This is a genomic window from Flavobacterium cryophilum (genome assembly GCF_048286555.1).
In the GTDB taxonomy this organism is placed as follows: Bacteria; Bacteroidota; Bacteroidia; order Flavobacteriales; family Flavobacteriaceae; genus Flavobacterium.
The window spans coordinates 43,240-60,788 of the sequence record NZ_JBLVPZ010000012.1; the positions used below are offsets into that span (position 1 = coordinate 43,240).

The 17,549-nt window shown below is 37.0% G+C and carries 12 protein-coding genes; all 12 read right to left on the bottom strand.

Going from position 1 to position 17,549, the window contains the following annotated elements; genetic code table 11:
* Positions 1-71 precede the first annotated feature (71 nt).
* The 12 genes from ACNQGJ_RS14990 to ACNQGJ_RS15045 all read right to left on the bottom strand — a co-directional run bounded on the left by ACNQGJ_RS14990 (position 72) and on the right by ACNQGJ_RS15045 (position 17,361).
* Positions 72-1,400: a rhamnogalacturonidase gene (locus ACNQGJ_RS14990; RefSeq protein ID WP_417974456.1), complete on the bottom strand. Its 1,329-nt coding sequence runs from the start codon at positions 1,398-1,400 to the stop codon at positions 72-74.
* A gap of 42 nt (positions 1,401-1,442) precedes the next feature.
* The gene (locus tag ACNQGJ_RS14995; RefSeq protein WP_417974453.1) at positions 1,443-3,782 is read right to left on the bottom strand and encodes a glycoside hydrolase family 2 TIM barrel-domain containing protein; all 2,340 of its coding nucleotides are present in this window, start codon (positions 3,780-3,782) and stop codon (positions 1,443-1,445) included.
* A 47-nt stretch (positions 3,783-3,829) separates the two neighbouring features.
* Complete coding sequence (locus ACNQGJ_RS15000) at positions 3,830-5,167, bottom strand: TolB-like translocation protein (protein WP_417974451.1); 1,338 nt, start codon at positions 5,165-5,167, stop codon at positions 3,830-3,832.
* On the bottom strand, positions 5,164-6,516 hold the full coding sequence (locus ACNQGJ_RS15005) for a glycoside hydrolase family 88/105 protein (RefSeq protein WP_417974449.1): 1,353 nt from the start codon (positions 6,514-6,516) through the stop codon (positions 5,164-5,166). Before ACNQGJ_RS15005 ends, ACNQGJ_RS15000 begins: the two co-directional genes overlap by 4 nt.
* A 38-nt stretch (positions 6,517-6,554) precedes the next feature.
* A complete protein-coding gene (locus tag ACNQGJ_RS15010; protein ID WP_417974447.1) occupies positions 6,555-7,844 on the bottom strand; it encodes a DUF4861 domain-containing protein in 1,290 nt (429 codons plus the stop codon).
* Positions 7,845-7,864: 20 nt separating this feature from the next.
* Positions 7,865-8,947: a PKD domain-containing protein gene (locus ACNQGJ_RS15015; protein ID WP_417974445.1), complete on the bottom strand. Its 1,083-nt coding sequence runs from the start codon at positions 8,945-8,947 to the stop codon at positions 7,865-7,867.
* Positions 8,948-9,499 (bottom strand): hypothetical protein, encoded by a 552-nt coding sequence (locus tag ACNQGJ_RS15020; protein ID WP_417974443.1) that lies wholly within the window; start codon positions 9,497-9,499, stop codon positions 8,948-8,950.
* 41 nt (positions 9,500-9,540) lie between these two features.
* Positions 9,541-9,867 carry an L-rhamnose mutarotase gene (gene rhaM / locus ACNQGJ_RS15025; RefSeq protein ID WP_417974441.1) on the bottom strand — a complete coding sequence of 109 codons (327 nt, stop codon included), beginning with the start codon at positions 9,865-9,867 and terminating at the stop codon, positions 9,541-9,543.
* A 4-nt stretch (positions 9,868-9,871) separates the two neighbouring features.
* Positions 9,872-10,894 carry a family 43 glycosylhydrolase gene (locus ACNQGJ_RS15030; protein ID WP_417974439.1) on the bottom strand — a complete coding sequence of 341 codons (1,023 nt, stop codon included), beginning with the start codon at positions 10,892-10,894 and terminating at the stop codon, positions 9,872-9,874.
* A 165-nt stretch (positions 10,895-11,059) separates the two neighbouring features.
* Entirely contained in the window at positions 11,060-12,595 is a 1,536-nt protein-coding gene (locus tag ACNQGJ_RS15035; RefSeq protein ID WP_417974437.1) for a sialate O-acetylesterase, read from the bottom strand.
* 138 nt (positions 12,596-12,733) lie between these two features.
* Positions 12,734-14,221: a RagB/SusD family nutrient uptake outer membrane protein gene (locus ACNQGJ_RS15040; protein WP_417974435.1), complete on the bottom strand. Its 1,488-nt coding sequence runs from the start codon at positions 14,219-14,221 to the stop codon at positions 12,734-12,736.
* A 23-nt stretch (positions 14,222-14,244) separates the two neighbouring features.
* On the bottom strand, positions 14,245-17,361 hold the full coding sequence (locus tag ACNQGJ_RS15045; RefSeq protein WP_417974433.1) for a SusC/RagA family TonB-linked outer membrane protein: 3,117 nt from the start codon (positions 17,359-17,361) through the stop codon (positions 14,245-14,247).
* Between the last annotated feature and the right edge of the window lie 188 nt (positions 17,362-17,549).

Genomic DNA, 17,549 nt, shown 5'->3' on the forward strand with positions numbered 1-17,549 from the left:
GATATAATTATCTGGAATAAAATCCTGCAAAGTCAAAAAAAGACCTTGCAGGAAGATCAGTATTCTAAAAATTAGTCAACTTTAACTTTGTTTACATATACATTTTTAAAAGTTACACCTTTTATCAAACTTTTATCAATGTCCGTTTTGATGGCTTCAATAGTCAAATTTTCGAAGGTAAAATTGGATAAACGAACGTTAGGGTCATTTTCTACTCCGAAAAAAGTATCACATTTAAGATCAATGTTTTTTAGCGTAATATTATCTCCATAAGATAAAGGTACATCTGGACGTCCTTTTAAATCAAAAAATTGCTTCCATGCAAAAACAGCAAGACAAGTTTTTGCTTCTCCTTTTATATTCTCCACTCTGATATACTCATATTTTTGAGGCGTATCCGGTCTCATCTTAAGCCATAACAATCTTGAAGCACCATCAATTTTACAATTCCGCATAATCACGTTTCTGTTATGAATAGATTCGCTTCCGTTAGTTAATGCCGAATGACAAAATCCAAAATGGCAATCTTCAATAATAATATTAGAATTTGGACCATTGTTTGGATCCTGATCGGCATAAGGCCCTTTTCCGCCTTTTAATGCAATCGCATCATCGTTTACAGACATATAACAGCCTTTTATAAGCACATTAGAACAAATGTCAATATCAATGGCGTCAGTACTTGGGGCTTTAGCTTCGATGTGTGGAGAAAAAATATAAACATCTAATATTTTCACATTATTACATTTATAAAAATGATTGGTCCAAAAACCTGAATTAATCAATTTTACATCTTGAAATTGTACATTATTCGAATTCCAAACAAATACTAATCGTGGTCTTGAAACTTCAAGATTGGTACATTTTGGATTTTCTTTACGTCTTGCCCAAAAAGCTTCCCAATACTTAGAACCATTTCCGTTTATGGTTCCTTTGCCTGAAATAGAGAAACCATCAACTCCGTAGGCATTGACCAAAGCAGGAAAATAATCCAGATTTTGACCTTCCATTCGAGAAGGCATGATTGGATAATCAGAAATAGCGTCAGAACCTTTCAACGTAGCTCCTTCGGAAACATACAATCGGGTTTTGGGTTTAAAAAACAAAGCACCACTTAAGAAAACGCCTTTAGGAATTATGATTACGCCTCCCCCTTTTTTGGATGCTTTGTCAATAACTTTCTGTATGGCCACGGTTTGAACTTTTGTGCTGTCCATTTTTACGCCATAATTCGTAATCGTGTATTGTTTGCCTAAATTTTTTAATTCAATTTTGGTGTAATCTTTAAACCAATTTGGGATTACTGTTCCATCAGGAAAGGTGTCTTTACTGTAGTCCTGCGAAAATGTAACTTGCGAAAATCCGATGAGGCAAATTAACAATTTAAAAATATTTCTCATTATGTTCTTATTTATTTTATTTAATACTCTAAATGTGTGGTATTAGTTTCTTTTTACAGGAACTATTTCAATGGCTATTGAACCTACTTCAAGTCCTACTGCTTTTGCTTTTATCTCAATTTTACCAACATCTTGGGTTGCTTTAATAATGGCAATGGCTTTCCCTTTGTATGCGCTTCTTTCAGAAGATTGGTAAGATTCATGACTCATGATATTACCGTTATCAACTCCAATAATTTTGCCTGAATTGGTAATGGTAAATTTTATTAGGTTATCTGCATTTGCACATGGTACTCCGTTTTCATCCACAATAGTTGCCGTGATAAAAGAGACATCATCCCAATTGTTGGCAAGCGTTGGATTGCTTTTTGTAATTATAATTTTTGACGGTTTCCCGGCAGATGTAAATGTTTCTTGAGCTGCAATTTTACCATTATTTTTTCCAATGGCCTTTATGGTGCCTTCTTCAAAAGTGACATTCCATTCTCTTGGGGAATCATCTGCAGGTTTTTTTACTGATCCCAACGATTTTTCGTTAAGGAAAAGTTCTACTTCCTCGCAATTGCTGTACACCTGAACTTTTGCATTGTCGTAGGTATCAAAATCGTTTGGTGTCCAATCGGCAGTCCAATTTCCTGCTCCGGCATTCTCCGATTTTCTCACGATGTGTACCACTGGTTCATCAGACCACCAGCTGTCTCTTTGCAAGGATTGTTGTTTCCAATTTCCTGCCCTGTCAAATAAACCTTGGTTGTTTGTGGTTTCCGGCCAATCGGCTTCGCCTAAATAGTCATAACCGGTCCATAGAAATTGACCTGCCATATACGGTTTATCGCGTAAAGCAAGCCACTGACTAATGGCATGGGTGTTTTCGGTACCTATTACTTTCCAGCTTGGGTTTGCTTCATGGGCTACGATTAGTTCGTTTTCACGGTAATTTTGTCCTACAACATCCATTTGTTCTGCAAAACCACTTAAATATACTTTAGAATTTGCAGGTCTAAAAAGAGCCATGGTTACAGGTCTGGTGTTATCATATTCCTTTACAACGTCTTCCTGCATTTTATACTTTTTGTACCCTTCAGGATAACTTAGGTCGTCATGTATTTCATTTCCAACACTGTAAATAACAATCGAAGGATGGTTTCTATCTCTCAAAATCATGTCTCTCGTGTCTTGTTCCCACCAATCCGTGAAATATAAATTATAGCCTTTTTCACCATTATGCTTGGCAGAATTCCAGGTGTCAAATGTTTCATCCATTACTACAAATCCCATTTGGTCACACAAATCAAGAAACTCTGGAGCCACAGGATTGTGCGAAGTACGTATGGCATTTACACCCACTTCTTTTAATTTTTTGAATCGCTCTTTCCAAACGCCCAAAGGTACTGCCGCACCAACAGCTCCTCCATCGTGATGCAAACAAACTCCTTTTAATTTGAGATTTTTACCATTCAACCAAAAACCGGATTCGGCAATAAATTCTGCTTTTTTAATTCCAAATGGAATGGTTTGATTATCGATAAGGTTTTTTCCAGAATATAATTTGGTGGTTGCCGTGTATAAATTGGGTTCGTCAAGATTCCATAATTTTGGATTCGTGATTTCGATGTCTTGCGAAAATAAACCGGTCGTGTTCGCTGCAATGTTTTTTAGGCTTTCGGCAGTTTTTACTACTTTCCCTTTGGCGTCCACAATTTCGATTTGCAATTCGTAATCGCCTGCAATTCCTTTGTTGTCAATTTCAACCTTTAGATTCACAACTCCTCTAGTGTTTGTAGCCATTGGAGTGGTAATAAAGGTTCCCCAATTTTTGAAATGGGTTGGGTTTACCGAAACCAAACGAACGTGGCGATAAATACCGGCACCTGTATAATAACGAGAAGCCGGTTGAATCGAATTGTCGACTCTCACTGCGATAACGTTAGCCTTGTCAAAATTCAAATAAGGGGTTAGGTCATAAGCAAAACTAATATAACCATAAGGACGTTTGCCTAAATGTTTGCCGTTTATCCAAACATCACTATTTGCCATTACGCCATCAAATTCGATAGTGCATATTTTTTTGGCATCAGCCTTGTCGATTTTAAATGTTTTGCGGTACCAACCAATTCCGGTTGGTAAATATCCTCCGCCACGAGCCGATGGATAGGTTTTATCATAAGTTCCTTCAATGCTCCAGTCATGTGGCACATTTAGTTTTTTCCATTGGGCATCATCAAATGAAGGTTTTTCTGCATCAGGGACTTCCCCTTTTATAAATTGCCATCCATTATCAAAATTAGTGACTTTGCGCGCTTGCGAAAAACCATTTGTAGCCAAAGCCAAAAACAGCAATAACAGGCTAAATGGTAAATGTTTTGTTTTAAAATAGTTCATTTCTTTATTTCTAATCGGGTTATTTTCTTCATAATTATTTTTTCAACTTATCGTTTCAACCATTCCTTCGGCACATTTACAATGCAGATATTCATGGTACGATTGTCTTCGGAAATCATCGCAGATTGTATTTGAATTTTTGTTCCCTCCTTGTTAAAAGTGGGATGAATATGGTCAGCAGCTGTTTCTTTATGTCCTGTTGTGAGCATCATCATTTCGTTTGTTTTTCGGTCAATTAGATACAAACTTCTCGAAAAATCGTCTCCCACTGCCCATCTTCCGTCGGCTGAACCGTGAACGTGCCATAAACCGCTGCCGCTTTTGGTTTGCCCAGCAATAATCATCTGTCTTGTTCTTAGATTGACAATGGCTAGACCTGTAGGTTTTTCTCGTGTTCCAGTGGCTCCCCAATTACTTTCTTGTCCCGGATTGACAGGATTTCTTATCTCGCCGTTTGCGGCAACTTCCACAGGGGCATCTTTCTCAATATCAATTTTTCGATGTCCCATAATCGCTATCGCTACCTCATCTTTACCAATCACGGCTTCGTGCGTAACCCATTCAAAATCGGATTCAGAATACAAAGGTCGTAAACCTGTACCGTCTGCCATGACGGTCCAAGTACGCTGGGGCGACTTCCCTCCTGTTTCCCAGCAAAAAATAATTTCGTCTGGATTCCAGATATTCGATTGGATGTGCCCAATTTGAAAAGGAACTGAAATTACGTGTTTCGACTCGCCTGTTTTCAGATTCATACTGCCAATCCCACCCGGGCCAGCTCCCATATTTCTGGGTCCAAAACTTTTTTCGAGGATAACTCCAGCATCCAAATGTCTGGCAGCTTCTTCTTTTCCAACCCTGAAATAAACTTTTTCTTCATCGGCATCCAATGCCATATCTCCGGAAGCTCCCATTTCTGGACTCATAGTGCCGCAAACGCGTTCGTAAGCCGAAACGGGTTTCACTTTTCCAAGTTTACTATCCTCGAAAACCTTAGCAAGATTTACTTCCATAATTTGCATTTTGTCCTCTTGTCCTTTACGCATAAAGTACAGCTTCATAGACTTTTGCGCCATGCACAGCGTCCCTGAGTAACCGCCTTCGGTAACTTGAACCATTACGCCGGATTTTTCATTAACCGCCATAGCTTCTCCTTTAACTCTGTTTGATCTAAATATCAGCCATTCCCCATCGGATGTCCATTGTGGATGCGTGGGATAGGTTTTAGAATCTCCAGCCGATTTCGTCGTCAAGAAAATTAATTCTTGCCCCGTTACTGGGTCTTTCACTATCTTTTTTTCGGATGGAAAACGAGTGCCTATTTGACCTAAAGCAGTTGCCGTAACGAATAGTATAATGGTATTTAAAAAGATTTTAATTTTCATTTGAGTTGGTTGTTTTTGCCTTTTATTTTTAATTGAATGGAACTGTCGTTGATTTCGAATTGGCTGTCTTTCATTAACAAAATCAGTTCGGATCCAGCCAATAAAACTGGTCCATAGCCGTGAGCCGCGAATACATTTATTGGGCGATAGTAATAAAAAGCGGGGTCAAATCCCATTCCTGTTCCCACGCAAGTTCCTTCCACTTGCCCTTTTTCATCGACTTTGGAGGCTACAGCATTCCAAGCCAATAATACGGCTGGTGCATAAGTCATTTTATCTACATAACCACGATTAATGGCTCTGGCAATTGAATAGGTGTAAATAGCTGTTGCCGAAGTTTCCAGATAAGTGTCGTTTCTATCCAATAATTGGTGCCAAAAACCGGTTCCATCTTGGTATTTTGCCAATCCTTTGATGTGTGCCTGTAATTGCGCCAAAACCCCTGCGTATCCTGGGTGGTCTTTAGGCAAAACTTCCAATAATTCGACCATGGTCATTACTGCCCAACCATTGGCTCTAGCCCAATGAAACTGTGGATGGTCTTCCATGGATTGCACCCAACCGTGCATGTAAATTCCTTTTTCTTTATTGAACATTCTCCCCGAAAACTGCTTGACTTGTTTTACGGCGTCATCAAAATATTTTACATTGCCAGTATATTTACCCATTTGGGCAAGTGCCGGTACGCTCATGAACATGTCGTCCAACCAAATCGTGTTGTCTTGAGGTCTGTTTCTGGCCAAAGTTCCGTCTTGCAACCTGAATTGTTTGTTGCTGATAAAGTCAATATAATTGTTGATCAACGGATCGGCATTTGCTTTTAGTCCATCTTGTTTTGCTTTTATAAAAGCGGCACAAAGCGCTCCTGCAAAATCCAATGCTTCAGGATGCAGGGTTTTGAGCATGTCTTTGTCTTTGATGTTTTTCTCTTGGTAGTTTTCGGCGATATCGGCGATTAATTGTATTCTTTTGTTGGTGTAGTCGGCAAAATATTTTTCGCCAGTAGCCTTACTTGCCAAAAGCATTCCCGCATAAGTAACTCCCCATTCGTAGCTTGTCAATCGAAACGACCCTGGCTCAAACATGATGTCTTCATTGCCTTTTTTATAATTCGTGATTTCGGCTTTTGTGTTCGCATTTATAATTTTAGAAGCCGAATTTTTATCTAAAAAGTTATAGACTCTATCCAAAACCATTTTTATGCTCTCTTTTTGTGGAACTATATATGGCGTTGGGTAATCTGGTTTCATTAAATGCAATGGCGTGGTGGCATCATTGGTTTGAGCAATACTCGGAGATAGGCTGCCCAAAAAAAGCAAGGCTACAACTGGGATGTGGTAATGTTTCATGGCGTTATAATTTAAAAATTTGTGGTTTTTGGTTTGTTTTATTTTTTTACAACAACAGTAATTTCTGCAGCCAGTTGTTTTGCCAAATTGGTTACGTAGTCGGTGAAATAATTGGCATCCTTGAATTTTTTGTCGGCACTCAATTCCCATGCAGCTACTGCGTAATAACTGATTGGTTTATTATTCTCTATTTTAAATTTCGCCAAAAAGGAATCCGTTAATTGTCCTTTTTCAGGCGCTTCCATATAACCGTTGTACCCTTTTTTAGGAACAATGATTGCAGTTCCCATAATCCATTCGCGGTTATAGCCCAGATTATCGTGTTGAACAAGACAAACCCAATCTCCAACCTCAATAACTTTTAATCCTTTTTGATTGTTGATGTTCGAAAGAGCCACCAAAAATGTTTCCTTTCCAAAAATTCCATCAATGCTTACGGTATTTTTATAGGCATACATTCCTGGCCAAATCGAAGTAGTTTCATTTACTTGATAGTTGTTACCAGATGCTTTCCAATTGGAATATTTGTAATTCAAAACTGAGTTTTCAGAGCCTTCATTAACAATTTTGAAAGTTGTTTTTTCGATATTATTCAAAGTATCGGTTCCAAGAATTCCAAGTCGCGTAATTTCCTTGTCAACAAGTAAAGCGTAACCACCTAATCCTACTGAACTCCCCACCGGAAAAACATCTCTTCCCCAATCGTGCATTACGTGATAATTGTCTTCGACTGCTCCTGCGCTATTAATCCCAACATTTTCGGGTGTAATCGCGGGTATTTTTTTTCCGAAAACATCTTTGGAATTTCGTCCATCCAAATAATGCCTGAAACCTACTTTGTCATTTTCCCATGAAGGTCCGTCGGTTTGGTATTTCTGGAAACCTAGTTTTTTATAGACTTGATGTGAATTTACTGATTCGGCTGTTGCGGGTTGTAACGGTATATTTTCCGCCTCTCTTTTTCCGAATCGCACACTGGTTCTAACAGGGAATTTAGGAGTTTCCATAACCCATTTTAGCTGGATGGTTTTCTTTTCTTTGGCAGCGAAATGCGTAATTAAAAATAGTTCATCCCATTTGCCGTCTCCATCCAAATCATTGACTTGCGAAGGAATGGTATCCGTTTTGCAAATTAAAAGGGGAAAATTTTTGGTATTATTTTTATCGATACCACTTCTTTTTATTGTTACCGCCTTGTCGGATAATTCTATAGTTGAATTGTTGGACAAAGTGATTGTTGAAATTGTCCTTTTCTGTTGCGCTTTGCATCCCGTAAAAGCCATAATTGCTAGCACTACAGGCAAGTATATTGTTAATTTAGGTTTCATTTTTTATTTTAATTGTTGTTTTATTTTACTGCTACATCCCAAACTTTCGACATTCTGGATTTTCCTTTTGGTCCTTCAATGTTCAAAACGACGATGTATTTTCCAGATTCTTTGTATTGATGCATCGGATTTTGTTCCAAAGAAGTCGTGCCGTCACCAAAATCCCATTTCCAAGATTTAATTTCCCCTTCCGATTGATCGATAAAGGCCACCATTCTTCGTTTCATGTCCACCGTGTTGAACTTCCATTGGGCAGCGATTTCTTTTTTGAATTCGGCTTCCAAAGGCATTAGTTTGAATGGCAAACTATAATTCGCATTGCCATACATCGTGTGCTCTTTTGATAGATTCCAAAATCCGTTATTAGCTTCTTTATTGACATCGTCATAGTCGATAATCGCCCAGCAAAGTCCTATGTTTTTATTCTCAGTCAAAATGGATTCAACGGCTCTCGCGGGATCATTGCCGGCGTAATCAAAAGGAGTTATCCAAAATTCCAACGTTAGTTTTCCAGATTCTCCGGGTTTAAAATTATATTGGGTAGCGGCATTAGCATAAGGCAATTCCTTAATCCATGGCTGACTTCCCCATACTAAAGCCCAATCTTTTCCTTCGGCAGGCGTGAAAATATGGTAGTTTTGCGCGTGAACACCGTGGTATGAAAAATAAGCGTCCATCGTATTAGTCAATGATTTATTGGGATGGAAACGATCAATAAATGGGCCACCGGATTGATCACCATCGACAGTGACTTCAAATATATCGTTGTGCAAACCCGTTAAGGAAAAATCCCAATAATCATCGTAGCCTTCGTATAAAAAATACAACCGATTCAAACCTTTTACCCAAGCTACTTTAACACTGACATCCAAATTTTTTGGATTCGCTTTCGTCTGTTTTCCACTGTCATCCCATAATTGATCCATTCCCACGGTGTAACTTTTTGGAACCATCTTCCAATCGTCTGGATTTCCGTCAATAGTTGGTATTTTATTGGCTGGAAACTGGAAAATTTCGAAAGTTCTGGTGTCTTGAGACCTAGCCTGAACAGCAGAAAACATAACCATTATTAAAAATAAAATTCTTTTTTTATCTACTTTCATTTAGCCTCTTTTAATTTTTTTATCATTATCGGGCAAATTAGACCAACTGCAATATTCTAAATCATAGGAAGAAGTTTGAAAATCGGGACATTGCTTCGACACCGCTTTCACTACCGGAAATTTGTAAACGCCACACGAGCTCACCTTTGAAGCCGTTTCGGACCCCAATATAAATCCTTGAGGGAATTTTTTGAAAGCCTTTTTATATAAATGTATTCGATAATATAATCCAGGAATATTCCTCAAAACTCCAAATCTGGATTCCATTGTGGCTTTTACCTGATCCATTCCCACGGTTACCGGTCGGGTTGGGGTGGCAGCCGTTTGCTTGTCTATTTCTTTGTCGCAAGAGCCGTAAATCGTCCAATCGCGCAGAACGCTAACAGTTTGCCATTTTGCATCATTAAAATGATTTTCGAAATCCTTTTCGCTACTGAATTTAAAGAACTTCCATTCATTGTTTAGTTTAATCGTAGTTCTTTCTTGGGCATAAATGCAAACAAATGCAAAAAGTAGAATTTGGACAAAAAATACAGTTTTTTTTAAATTCATTGTGAGTTATTGATTAACTTGTAGAGGAACAAAGAAAATATTTAATCAGCATGAAAAACTTCATTTAATGAAGTTGTCACAGGAGAGTTATCTGGATTGGTTTCCATAATATCGGCCATATAATCCCACCATTTTTTTACAATGGGATGATTAGGCAAATAATTTTCATCAAAATCAGCACTTATTTTTTGAACAGCAAAAAGAGTCAGCGTTTCTTCATCCAGAAAGATGCTATAATCCTGTATTCCGGAGTCCGAAAGTAAGGTTTGCAATTCAGGCCAAATGGCATCGTGTCTTTTTTTGTATTCTATTTCGAAACCTGATTTTAATTTCATTTTAAAAGCATTTCTAAGGCTGCTGTTTCTCATATTTTTAGTGTTTAAGGGTAATCTTAACGGGTTGATCTCGCTTACAAACAATTTCTCCATTGATGTATTCCAATTCGGCTACTTGAATGGAGCTTCTTCTGGTTTCGTAATTGTCGATTCCTTTGTTTTGAGGTGTTCGCCCGGGATGTGTAAAATAAAAAACATAGGCTTTATCGCCATTTACAACTACATCAGGATGCCCACCAATTACTTTGTCGTCGTCGCCCGTTCCAGGTACTTGCAAAATGTTTTTTTCTTGGCGATTCCAGTTGATAAAATCATCCGAAGAGTAGATTCCTAATCCTTTCCAGGCATCATTAACCATCCAATTCTTCCCTTTCCAACTAAAAACTTTAGGGCCTTCGCCTCTGTCTTTTACCACTTTTTTTCCGCTGTCTATCCAATGATACAAGTCTTTGCTATCTGCATAATAAATCGACTTTCCGTCATTTTCATTATTGTAATACATACGCCAGTTCCCGTCAGGCAATTGAAATACAGAAGCATCTATACAACGATCGGAAGCCAATGTCAGTTTGGATTTAAAGTTCCAATCCGTCAAATTTTTACTCGTTAAATGGATGATGTAACGCGGATGGTACCAATCTTCAAAAATACCGGGAACAATGGTCAGATACATGTGGTATTTTCCTTTGTGCTTAATTACATCTGGAGCCCAATATGTAACGTCTTTAAGAGAATAATTGATATTGCAATTGGTTTTGTATTTCCAGTGGGCACCGTCTTTTGATTCGGCAATGCCAATGGGAGTTCCATGCACCCAACTTACGCCATTTCCACCATTATTGGCCCTGCGATTAGTGTAAAACATAAACCATTTTTTTTCTTTTTTATTCCAAATGATAGTGGGATCTGCAGCTCCATCAAAAATTGAATCGCGATACAAGGGTTTATCGGCAATCGTGCTCGTTTCTTCTTTAGGATGATTTTGCGCCAAAAGAGGCAAAAAAAATATACTGAGTACTATAGTAAATAGTAATTTATGCTTCTTGTTTATTTTTTTCATATTTTAAATTTAAACTTTTTATCCTCGTTTATGTCTGGAAACCAGACGTTTTCGGCCTATTTTTTCTTGCTTATTTAACTGAAAACAAAATAGTAAAACCATTAAAAATGGCATTTCAAAAAAAGTGCAAATAGCATTCATATATTTCTATGTCCTTTAAATAAATTAAAAACTCATATCTGTTTTTTCAACCCAATCATCGGTGCGGAAAGGAGAAGCCGGCAAATTCTCTGTGTTGAATAAATTGGCTTCTGGCACGGCTTTCCATGCAAAATGAACGGCTATTGGGTTTTTTACTTTTGAAGAAGAAACAATCACAGTGCTCCCTTTTATTAACGCTTCGGCTGGATAAAAAACATGATCTTCCCCAGCAATTTCAAATTCTTTTAGTTGATTTCCCTTTTTTGTAAGTCCCGAATTAGCGTAATCAAAATAGATTTGAATGCGTTGTCTATTTATTTTCATGTGATTATAAATTGGACCTGAATATACTAAATTAGGTTCGTTATACGTTTTTGCACGCGCAATAAGGCCGAGGCGTTTCCCCACCGTTTGTTTGTCTATTGGATGAATATTTTTTGCATCACCGATATCGGTGGTTACAACCATTCCCGAATTAGTTACGGTTTTCAAGGCCATAAGTTGCGCTTCTCGTATTGCTGGGTTCTGGCTGTTATGCGGTGCGATCTGAACATAATAAAAAGGAAAATCACCTTGTTTCCAATCCTCTCTCCAGTTTTTAACCATTGCGGGAAATAGGCTTCGGTACTGATACGCTTTATCGGCATTACTTTCACCTTGATACCAAATTACTCCCTTAATCGTATAGTTTATCAATGGATGTAGCATGGCATTGTAAAGAACATACGAGGTTTTGTTTTCCTCTTTTTTAGGTTTTTTTAATTCCGTCTTAGATACATCGTTGTTGTTGGTGATTCTTTCATTTCTCAAATTCAAATAATAGTTTTCCAGTTTTTCTTGGTATAATTTTTCGTTTTTCGCATCGGTTTCCAGAATGGATAAAAAATCTGGATTTTCTTCTAAAACTTTTTGCGAAGTCCAGGCTTCGGCTTTTGTTCCTCCCCAAGAAGAAGAAATCAAACCTATCGGGATTTTTAAATTTTGGTGCAAATCCCTTCCAAAAAAATACGCCACAGCCGAAAAAGTATTCACAGTATTTGGCGAACATGCCGCCCAACTACCCTTAACGTCATCCAGCGATTTTTGAGCAGCTTTAGTCAAAACGGTGAATATTCTAATATTGGGGAAATTGGCGTTTTTAATTTCTTCTTCATAATCTTTAACACCCGTTTTCCATGTTTTTTCTTCTTTTCCCACCGGAAAATACATATTGGACTGACCCGAACAAACCCAAACTTCGCCAATGAGGATATTATGAAGTGTAATTTTATTTTTGCCTTCTAGAATTATAGAATAGGCTTTTTCGCTGCCTTTTGGCGTTTTGGCAATCACATTCCAATTACCCTCTTTATCAGCAGTTGTTTCTACAGAAGTATTTTGCCATCCCAACTGTATATTTATTTTTTCGTTAGGCGAAGCCCACCCCCATAAATTTATGGATGAATTTCGTTGTAAGACCATATTATCACTAACCAAAGCGGGTAATTTAATTTGTGCTGTTAATGAAATTTGAGCCCACAAAACAAGAGAAACCAGCAGTATCTTTTTAAAGCAAACCATTCGTATCATTAATTAGATTAATATCTGCTGAAAGATAATGGAGTTAAACAATAAGAGTATCCTGTGCTTCCCTGTAAATAAAAAAGTGCTATCGTATAGAACGACAGCACTTCAGTTTTATCTAAAAATTATTTAGGATCAATTATACCCTGGATTTTGTTCATACAAACCTGTCTTTACAGTCATTTGGTTTGCAGGTACAGGATAAATAACATAGTTTGCTTGCATTGTATTCATTCGTTTTACTATATCTTCACCTGGAATCCAAGCATTCATCACATCAATTACTTTTCCGGTACGTACTAGATCATACCATCTTTTACTTTCACCGGCAAATTCCAGTCTTTTTTCCTCCAGAAGTTTATCAATGTTTACCCCTGAAATGTCTGCTAATCCAGCTCTTTTCCGAACTAAATTTACAGCATTGTCTACATCTTGTTGAGAGCCAACACCTCCCATTAGTATTGCTTCGGCTTTCATCATTAAAATATCAGTGTATCTTATTACAGGATAGTTTAAACTCCAGTCAAAACGATCTTGACCTGCATAACTAAGATTTAAGTATTTCACAAAAGAAGGAGCAGAGATAACATTGTTGTTTTCATCTGTATATTTTAGTAAAATACTAAAATCGTCTCTAATATCAGCATTTGTATAGGTATTAAGTAAATTTGTCGAAACATTTTTTCTGTCTTCTCCATTTGGAAAACCTACTTTCTTTGCTCTTAAATATCCTTCGGTAACTGAAATTGAAGGGTAACTTCCTCCTACACCTGTTCCTCCTGAAGAATATTGAATATCAAAAATCATTTCCATATTATTTTCGTTATTATAAGCGAAAATAGAAGCGTAATTACTGACTAAACCAAATGGCCCATTCGTTATTATGTCATTCATTAAGCTTAGAGCAAGTGCATATTCTCCAGTATTCATCCCTGGCCCTTCAATACCATAAGTTGGACCTGAACGAGTAAGATATACCTCTGCAAGTAAGGCCTTGGCTGCCCACGAAGTTGCTTTTCCTTTTTGACTCACAGCATAAGTTGTCGGAAGTGAAGCTATAGCACTTTCTAAGTCATTCAGAATAAAATCGTAAACTACGCTAACAGAACTTCTACCAATGTTAAGCGTTTCGGTTGGTGTATAAACTTTATCCATCAAAGGTACTTTTCCATACAAACGTACTAAATCAAAATAGAAAAAAGCTCTTAAAAATCTAGCTTCCCCTTCCATGCGAGTACGAACAGTAACATCTGGTACGGCAGTCTCACTTAATTTCTCCAGAACAGTATTTGCTCTAAGAATACCCGCATAATTTGTATTCCAAACCGTATTTACATAGCTATTTGTAGTTAGTGTAGGTTGAAAATTATTAACAGGCTCGTAATCTCTTACTCCAGAATCAGTTACAGCATACATATTATCTGATCTTACCTCTGAGAGATAAAATTGATTGTCTGGATAGAACCGAAGTGAACTGTAAATCCCATTGACGGCACTTTCAAATTCTCCTGTGTTCGAATAAAAGTTATTGCTTCCCAGTTCTGATATTGGAGTTTGATCCAATTCACTTGAACAAGAAATAAGTGTAATGGCAATTAAAGCGGCTATAAATATATTTTTCATTGTTTTTTATGTTTGTGATTAGCTTAAAAAGTAAAGTTAAGACCCGTAATAATTGATTTTGAGAGCGGGAATCCTCCGTAATCATCTCCATCATTATTTACAGCCTCCGGATTAAATCCTCCTGTGTACTTATCGCCACCAATCCAATTTTCTAAAGTTACATAAAGTCTTAATCCTTTAAATACTTTATTACCAAGTTGAGCTCCTAAATCATATCCAAAGGTGATGTTCCGTATTCTCCAATAATCAGAGGAATAAAGCCAATCTGTATTTTTAATTCTTCCAAAGCTTGAATTCGCTTTACCTTTTGATCCGGCTCCTGGATCTTCTGCTGAAATCCATCGCTCTCGATGTGAACCCAATACATTTTCATTAAAACCCATCCCTGTTCTGTCTATTGCCCTACCAAAAGTAGAATAGATTAAACCACCTGTTTGTCCTTGAAGTAATATAGATAAGTCAAAGCCTTTGTATTTAAGAGTATTAGTAACGCCCCAAAGATAATCTGGATTCGGGTGCCCAGAAAGTACCCTGTCATTTTGACTAATAACCCCATCACCATTAGCATCAACGTACTTTGGATCCCCAACAGTCTGATTACTTCCTAATAAAGCAACGTTATTAGCAATGTCTTCTTGAGTTAAAATTCCCTCTTGTTGAACTAAAAAAAGACTGTACATTGGTTGCCCAACCATAAGAATGTTATGAGGAATATCAAAAGCTCCTCCACCAAATATTGGAGAATTGTTTGGTCCTAATTTTTTAATTACATTAGAATTATGACTTAAATTAAAATTGGTTGTCCATTGAAATGAACCTGTAATATTTTTTGTGCTAAGTTCTAATTCCCAACCTCTATTTTCTACTTCACCTATATTAGTAGTTGCGGAACCAAAACCAGAGGCAGAAGGAACTGGAACATTCAACAACAAGTCACTATTGGTTTTTATATAATAATCTAAGGAAGCAAATATTCTATTATTGAAAAGACCTAAATCTACCCCAAAATTATACGTTTCAGCCGTTTCCCAACTTAAATCCGGATTGGTTGAATTTAAAGGAACTTGTCCAGTTGCACGATTTCCTCCTAATGAATAATTAGAGAATCCGACTCTCGAAATACTAGCATAATCTCCTAAACCGTTATTTCCGGTCAATCCCCAGCTTCCTCTTAATTTTAAATCACTAATTGAACTAACCTTGGTCATGAACTTTTCGTTAGCAATATTCCAACCCATAGAAGCCGATGGAAAAATTCCCCATTTTGTGTTAGTACCAAAATTAGAAGAACCATCACGTCTTATAGTGGCTGTTGCTAAGAAACGATCATCAAAATTATACTGAACTCTACCAAAATAGGAAAGTAAAACCCTCTTAGTTTCTGTAGTAAGAGTACTACTCGCATTGATGTTATTTGCTGCATTTAAAGTAGAGATGTAGTCCGTACCAAATCCTTGAGCACCGGTAATTCTTTGATAATCAAATTTGAAAGAGCTATAAGAAGCTCCTCCTAATATATTAAAAGTATGTTTTTCATTAATTGTTTTATCATACGATATTGTATTCTCATTGACAAAATTTTGTTTCCGATAAGAAGTATATTGAGCAGATGCCAATCTGGTTGCACTAACAAAAGAAGGACTAAAGAATTTATATGAATTATCTACATTATCTAAATTCAAGGTTGTCTTAATTGTAAGTCCTGGAATTATTTTATAGTTAGCGAATAAATTAGTTAAGTTTCTAAATATTTTAGTATCACCAATAGTATTTTCAACATATCTAACTGGGCTTGGCCTACTTGTCCCCCATGCATATGCAGTGTTTTGATTAGTGTTATAATCTAGTCCGTTTTCTGATATAGGAGCTGATGTAACCGAAGAATGTAATTGTTGATCCTTCCCTTCTACACCAGGATCACTACTAATTGAATAAGATGGCGAAATATTCACACCAAAAGAAAGTTTGTCACTTAAATTAACTGATATATTTGCTCTTGCAGAATATCTTTTGTAGCCAATTCCTATAGCAACACCTTCTTGATCCAAATGGTCTGCTGAAACATAATATTTCACAGCCTCTGTACCGCCACGCGCAGATAGTTGATAGTTCTTTACAACACCAGTTCTGAATAATTGATCTTGCCAGTCTATAAAGTCAAGTCCAGGATGTCCAGGCATAGCCCATCGATCATCTTTTATTAAATTAGCATTAAAACTTCCAAGAATTGCTCTTCTGACAGCGCTAGTCTGATCAGCAGTTCTTCCAGTGGCGGAATGTACCCAATTGTAATCAATCATCTCTGTAGCTCTGTCAATCCATTCTTGAGAACTTAAAATATCTAATTTTTTGACCGTTTTAGTTACCCCAAAGTAAGTATTAAAGTTGATAATCGGAGCTCCACTACTTCCCGATTTTGTAGTTATTACAACAACTCCATTAGAAGCACGTGAACCGTAAATTGCAGCAGCAGCAGCATCCTTAAGAACTTGGATGGATTGAATATCATTAGGACTTATATTGTCCAATGGATTTCCTGATCCAAAACTTCCACTATTATTTTGGCTTGATGTTTCCAATGGAAATCCATCTACCACGTATAAGGGTTGATTGTTTGCAGAAATTGATCCCGATCCTCTAATTTGAACCGAAAGTCCTTTTCCAGGAACCCCACTCGTTTGAACTACTCTAACTCCTGCCATTTGACCAACCATCGCCTGATCAATTTGGGCTACGGGACGCTGTCCAAGTAAATCTGTTTTCATACTTGCGATAGAGGTAGTAACATTCTTTTTTTTCTGTGTACCATATCCAACAACTACAACTTCATCTAGAAGACCACTTTCCTCTTTTAGCATGATATTATAAACGTTCGATTGACCAATCGTCTTCTCTTCAGTTTTAGATCCTGTATAAGTATAAATTAGTATGTCTCCTGAAGAAGCATTGATAGAATATGTTCCATCAAAACCAGTACTTGTACCCATCTGACTTCCTTTAATGACAACATTTGCTCCAGGAATAGGCAAGCCTGAAGGATCAGTAACCACACCTCTGACTGTTTTTTCCTGCGCATAACCTGCCGTATGCATCAAGGTAAATAGTGCTATAACATACAGAAGAATAATTTTATTTTTCATATTAGATTAAATTTAATTAATTATAAACGAAATTATTTATAAATAATAAAAGTACTATCCTGCTCTCTCCTGTAATAATTCATTTTAAATATCATTTTGAATAAAAAAAATCTCAATTAATCCTAAATTATTGTTTTTCAATAGACTGTTAAATCAATACAAAATAAAGACTCCATAATTTGATTACT

Excerpts from the sequence above, each read along its gene's own strand:
- ACNQGJ_RS15010 (WP_417974447.1), bottom strand. The coding sequence starts at position 7,844 with ATGAAACCTAAATTAACAATATACTTGCCTGTAGTGCTAGCAATTATG.
- ACNQGJ_RS14995 (WP_417974453.1), bottom strand. The coding sequence starts at position 3,782 with ATGAACTATTTTAAAACAAAACATTTACCATTTAGCCTGTTATTGCTG.
- ACNQGJ_RS15040 (WP_417974435.1), bottom strand. The coding sequence starts at position 14,221 with ATGAAAAATATATTTATAGCCGCTTTAATTGCCATTACACTTATTTCT.
- ACNQGJ_RS15005 (WP_417974449.1), bottom strand. The coding sequence starts at position 6,516 with ATGAAACATTACCACATCCCAGTTGTAGCCTTGCTTTTTTTGGGCAGC.
- ACNQGJ_RS15020 (WP_417974443.1), bottom strand. The coding sequence starts at position 9,499 with ATGAATTTAAAAAAAACTGTATTTTTTGTCCAAATTCTACTTTTTGCA.
- ACNQGJ_RS15030 (WP_417974439.1), bottom strand. The coding sequence starts at position 10,894 with ATGAAAAAAATAAACAAGAAGCATAAATTACTATTTACTATAGTACTC.
- ACNQGJ_RS15045 (WP_417974433.1), bottom strand. The coding sequence starts at position 17,361 with ATGAAAAATAAAATTATTCTTCTGTATGTTATAGCACTATTTACCTTG.
- ACNQGJ_RS15035 (WP_417974437.1), bottom strand. The coding sequence starts at position 12,595 with ATGGTTTGCTTTAAAAAGATACTGCTGGTTTCTCTTGTTTTGTGGGCT.
- ACNQGJ_RS15000 (WP_417974451.1), bottom strand. The coding sequence starts at position 5,167 with ATGAAAATTAAAATCTTTTTAAATACCATTATACTATTCGTTACGGCA.
- ACNQGJ_RS14990 (WP_417974456.1), bottom strand. The coding sequence starts at position 1,400 with ATGAGAAATATTTTTAAATTGTTAATTTGCCTCATCGGATTTTCGCAA.
- ACNQGJ_RS15015 (WP_417974445.1), bottom strand. The coding sequence starts at position 8,947 with ATGAAAGTAGATAAAAAAAGAATTTTATTTTTAATAATGGTTATGTTT.
- rhaM (WP_417974441.1), bottom strand. The coding sequence starts at position 9,867 with ATGAGAAACAGCAGCCTTAGAAATGCTTTTAAAATGAAATTAAAATCA.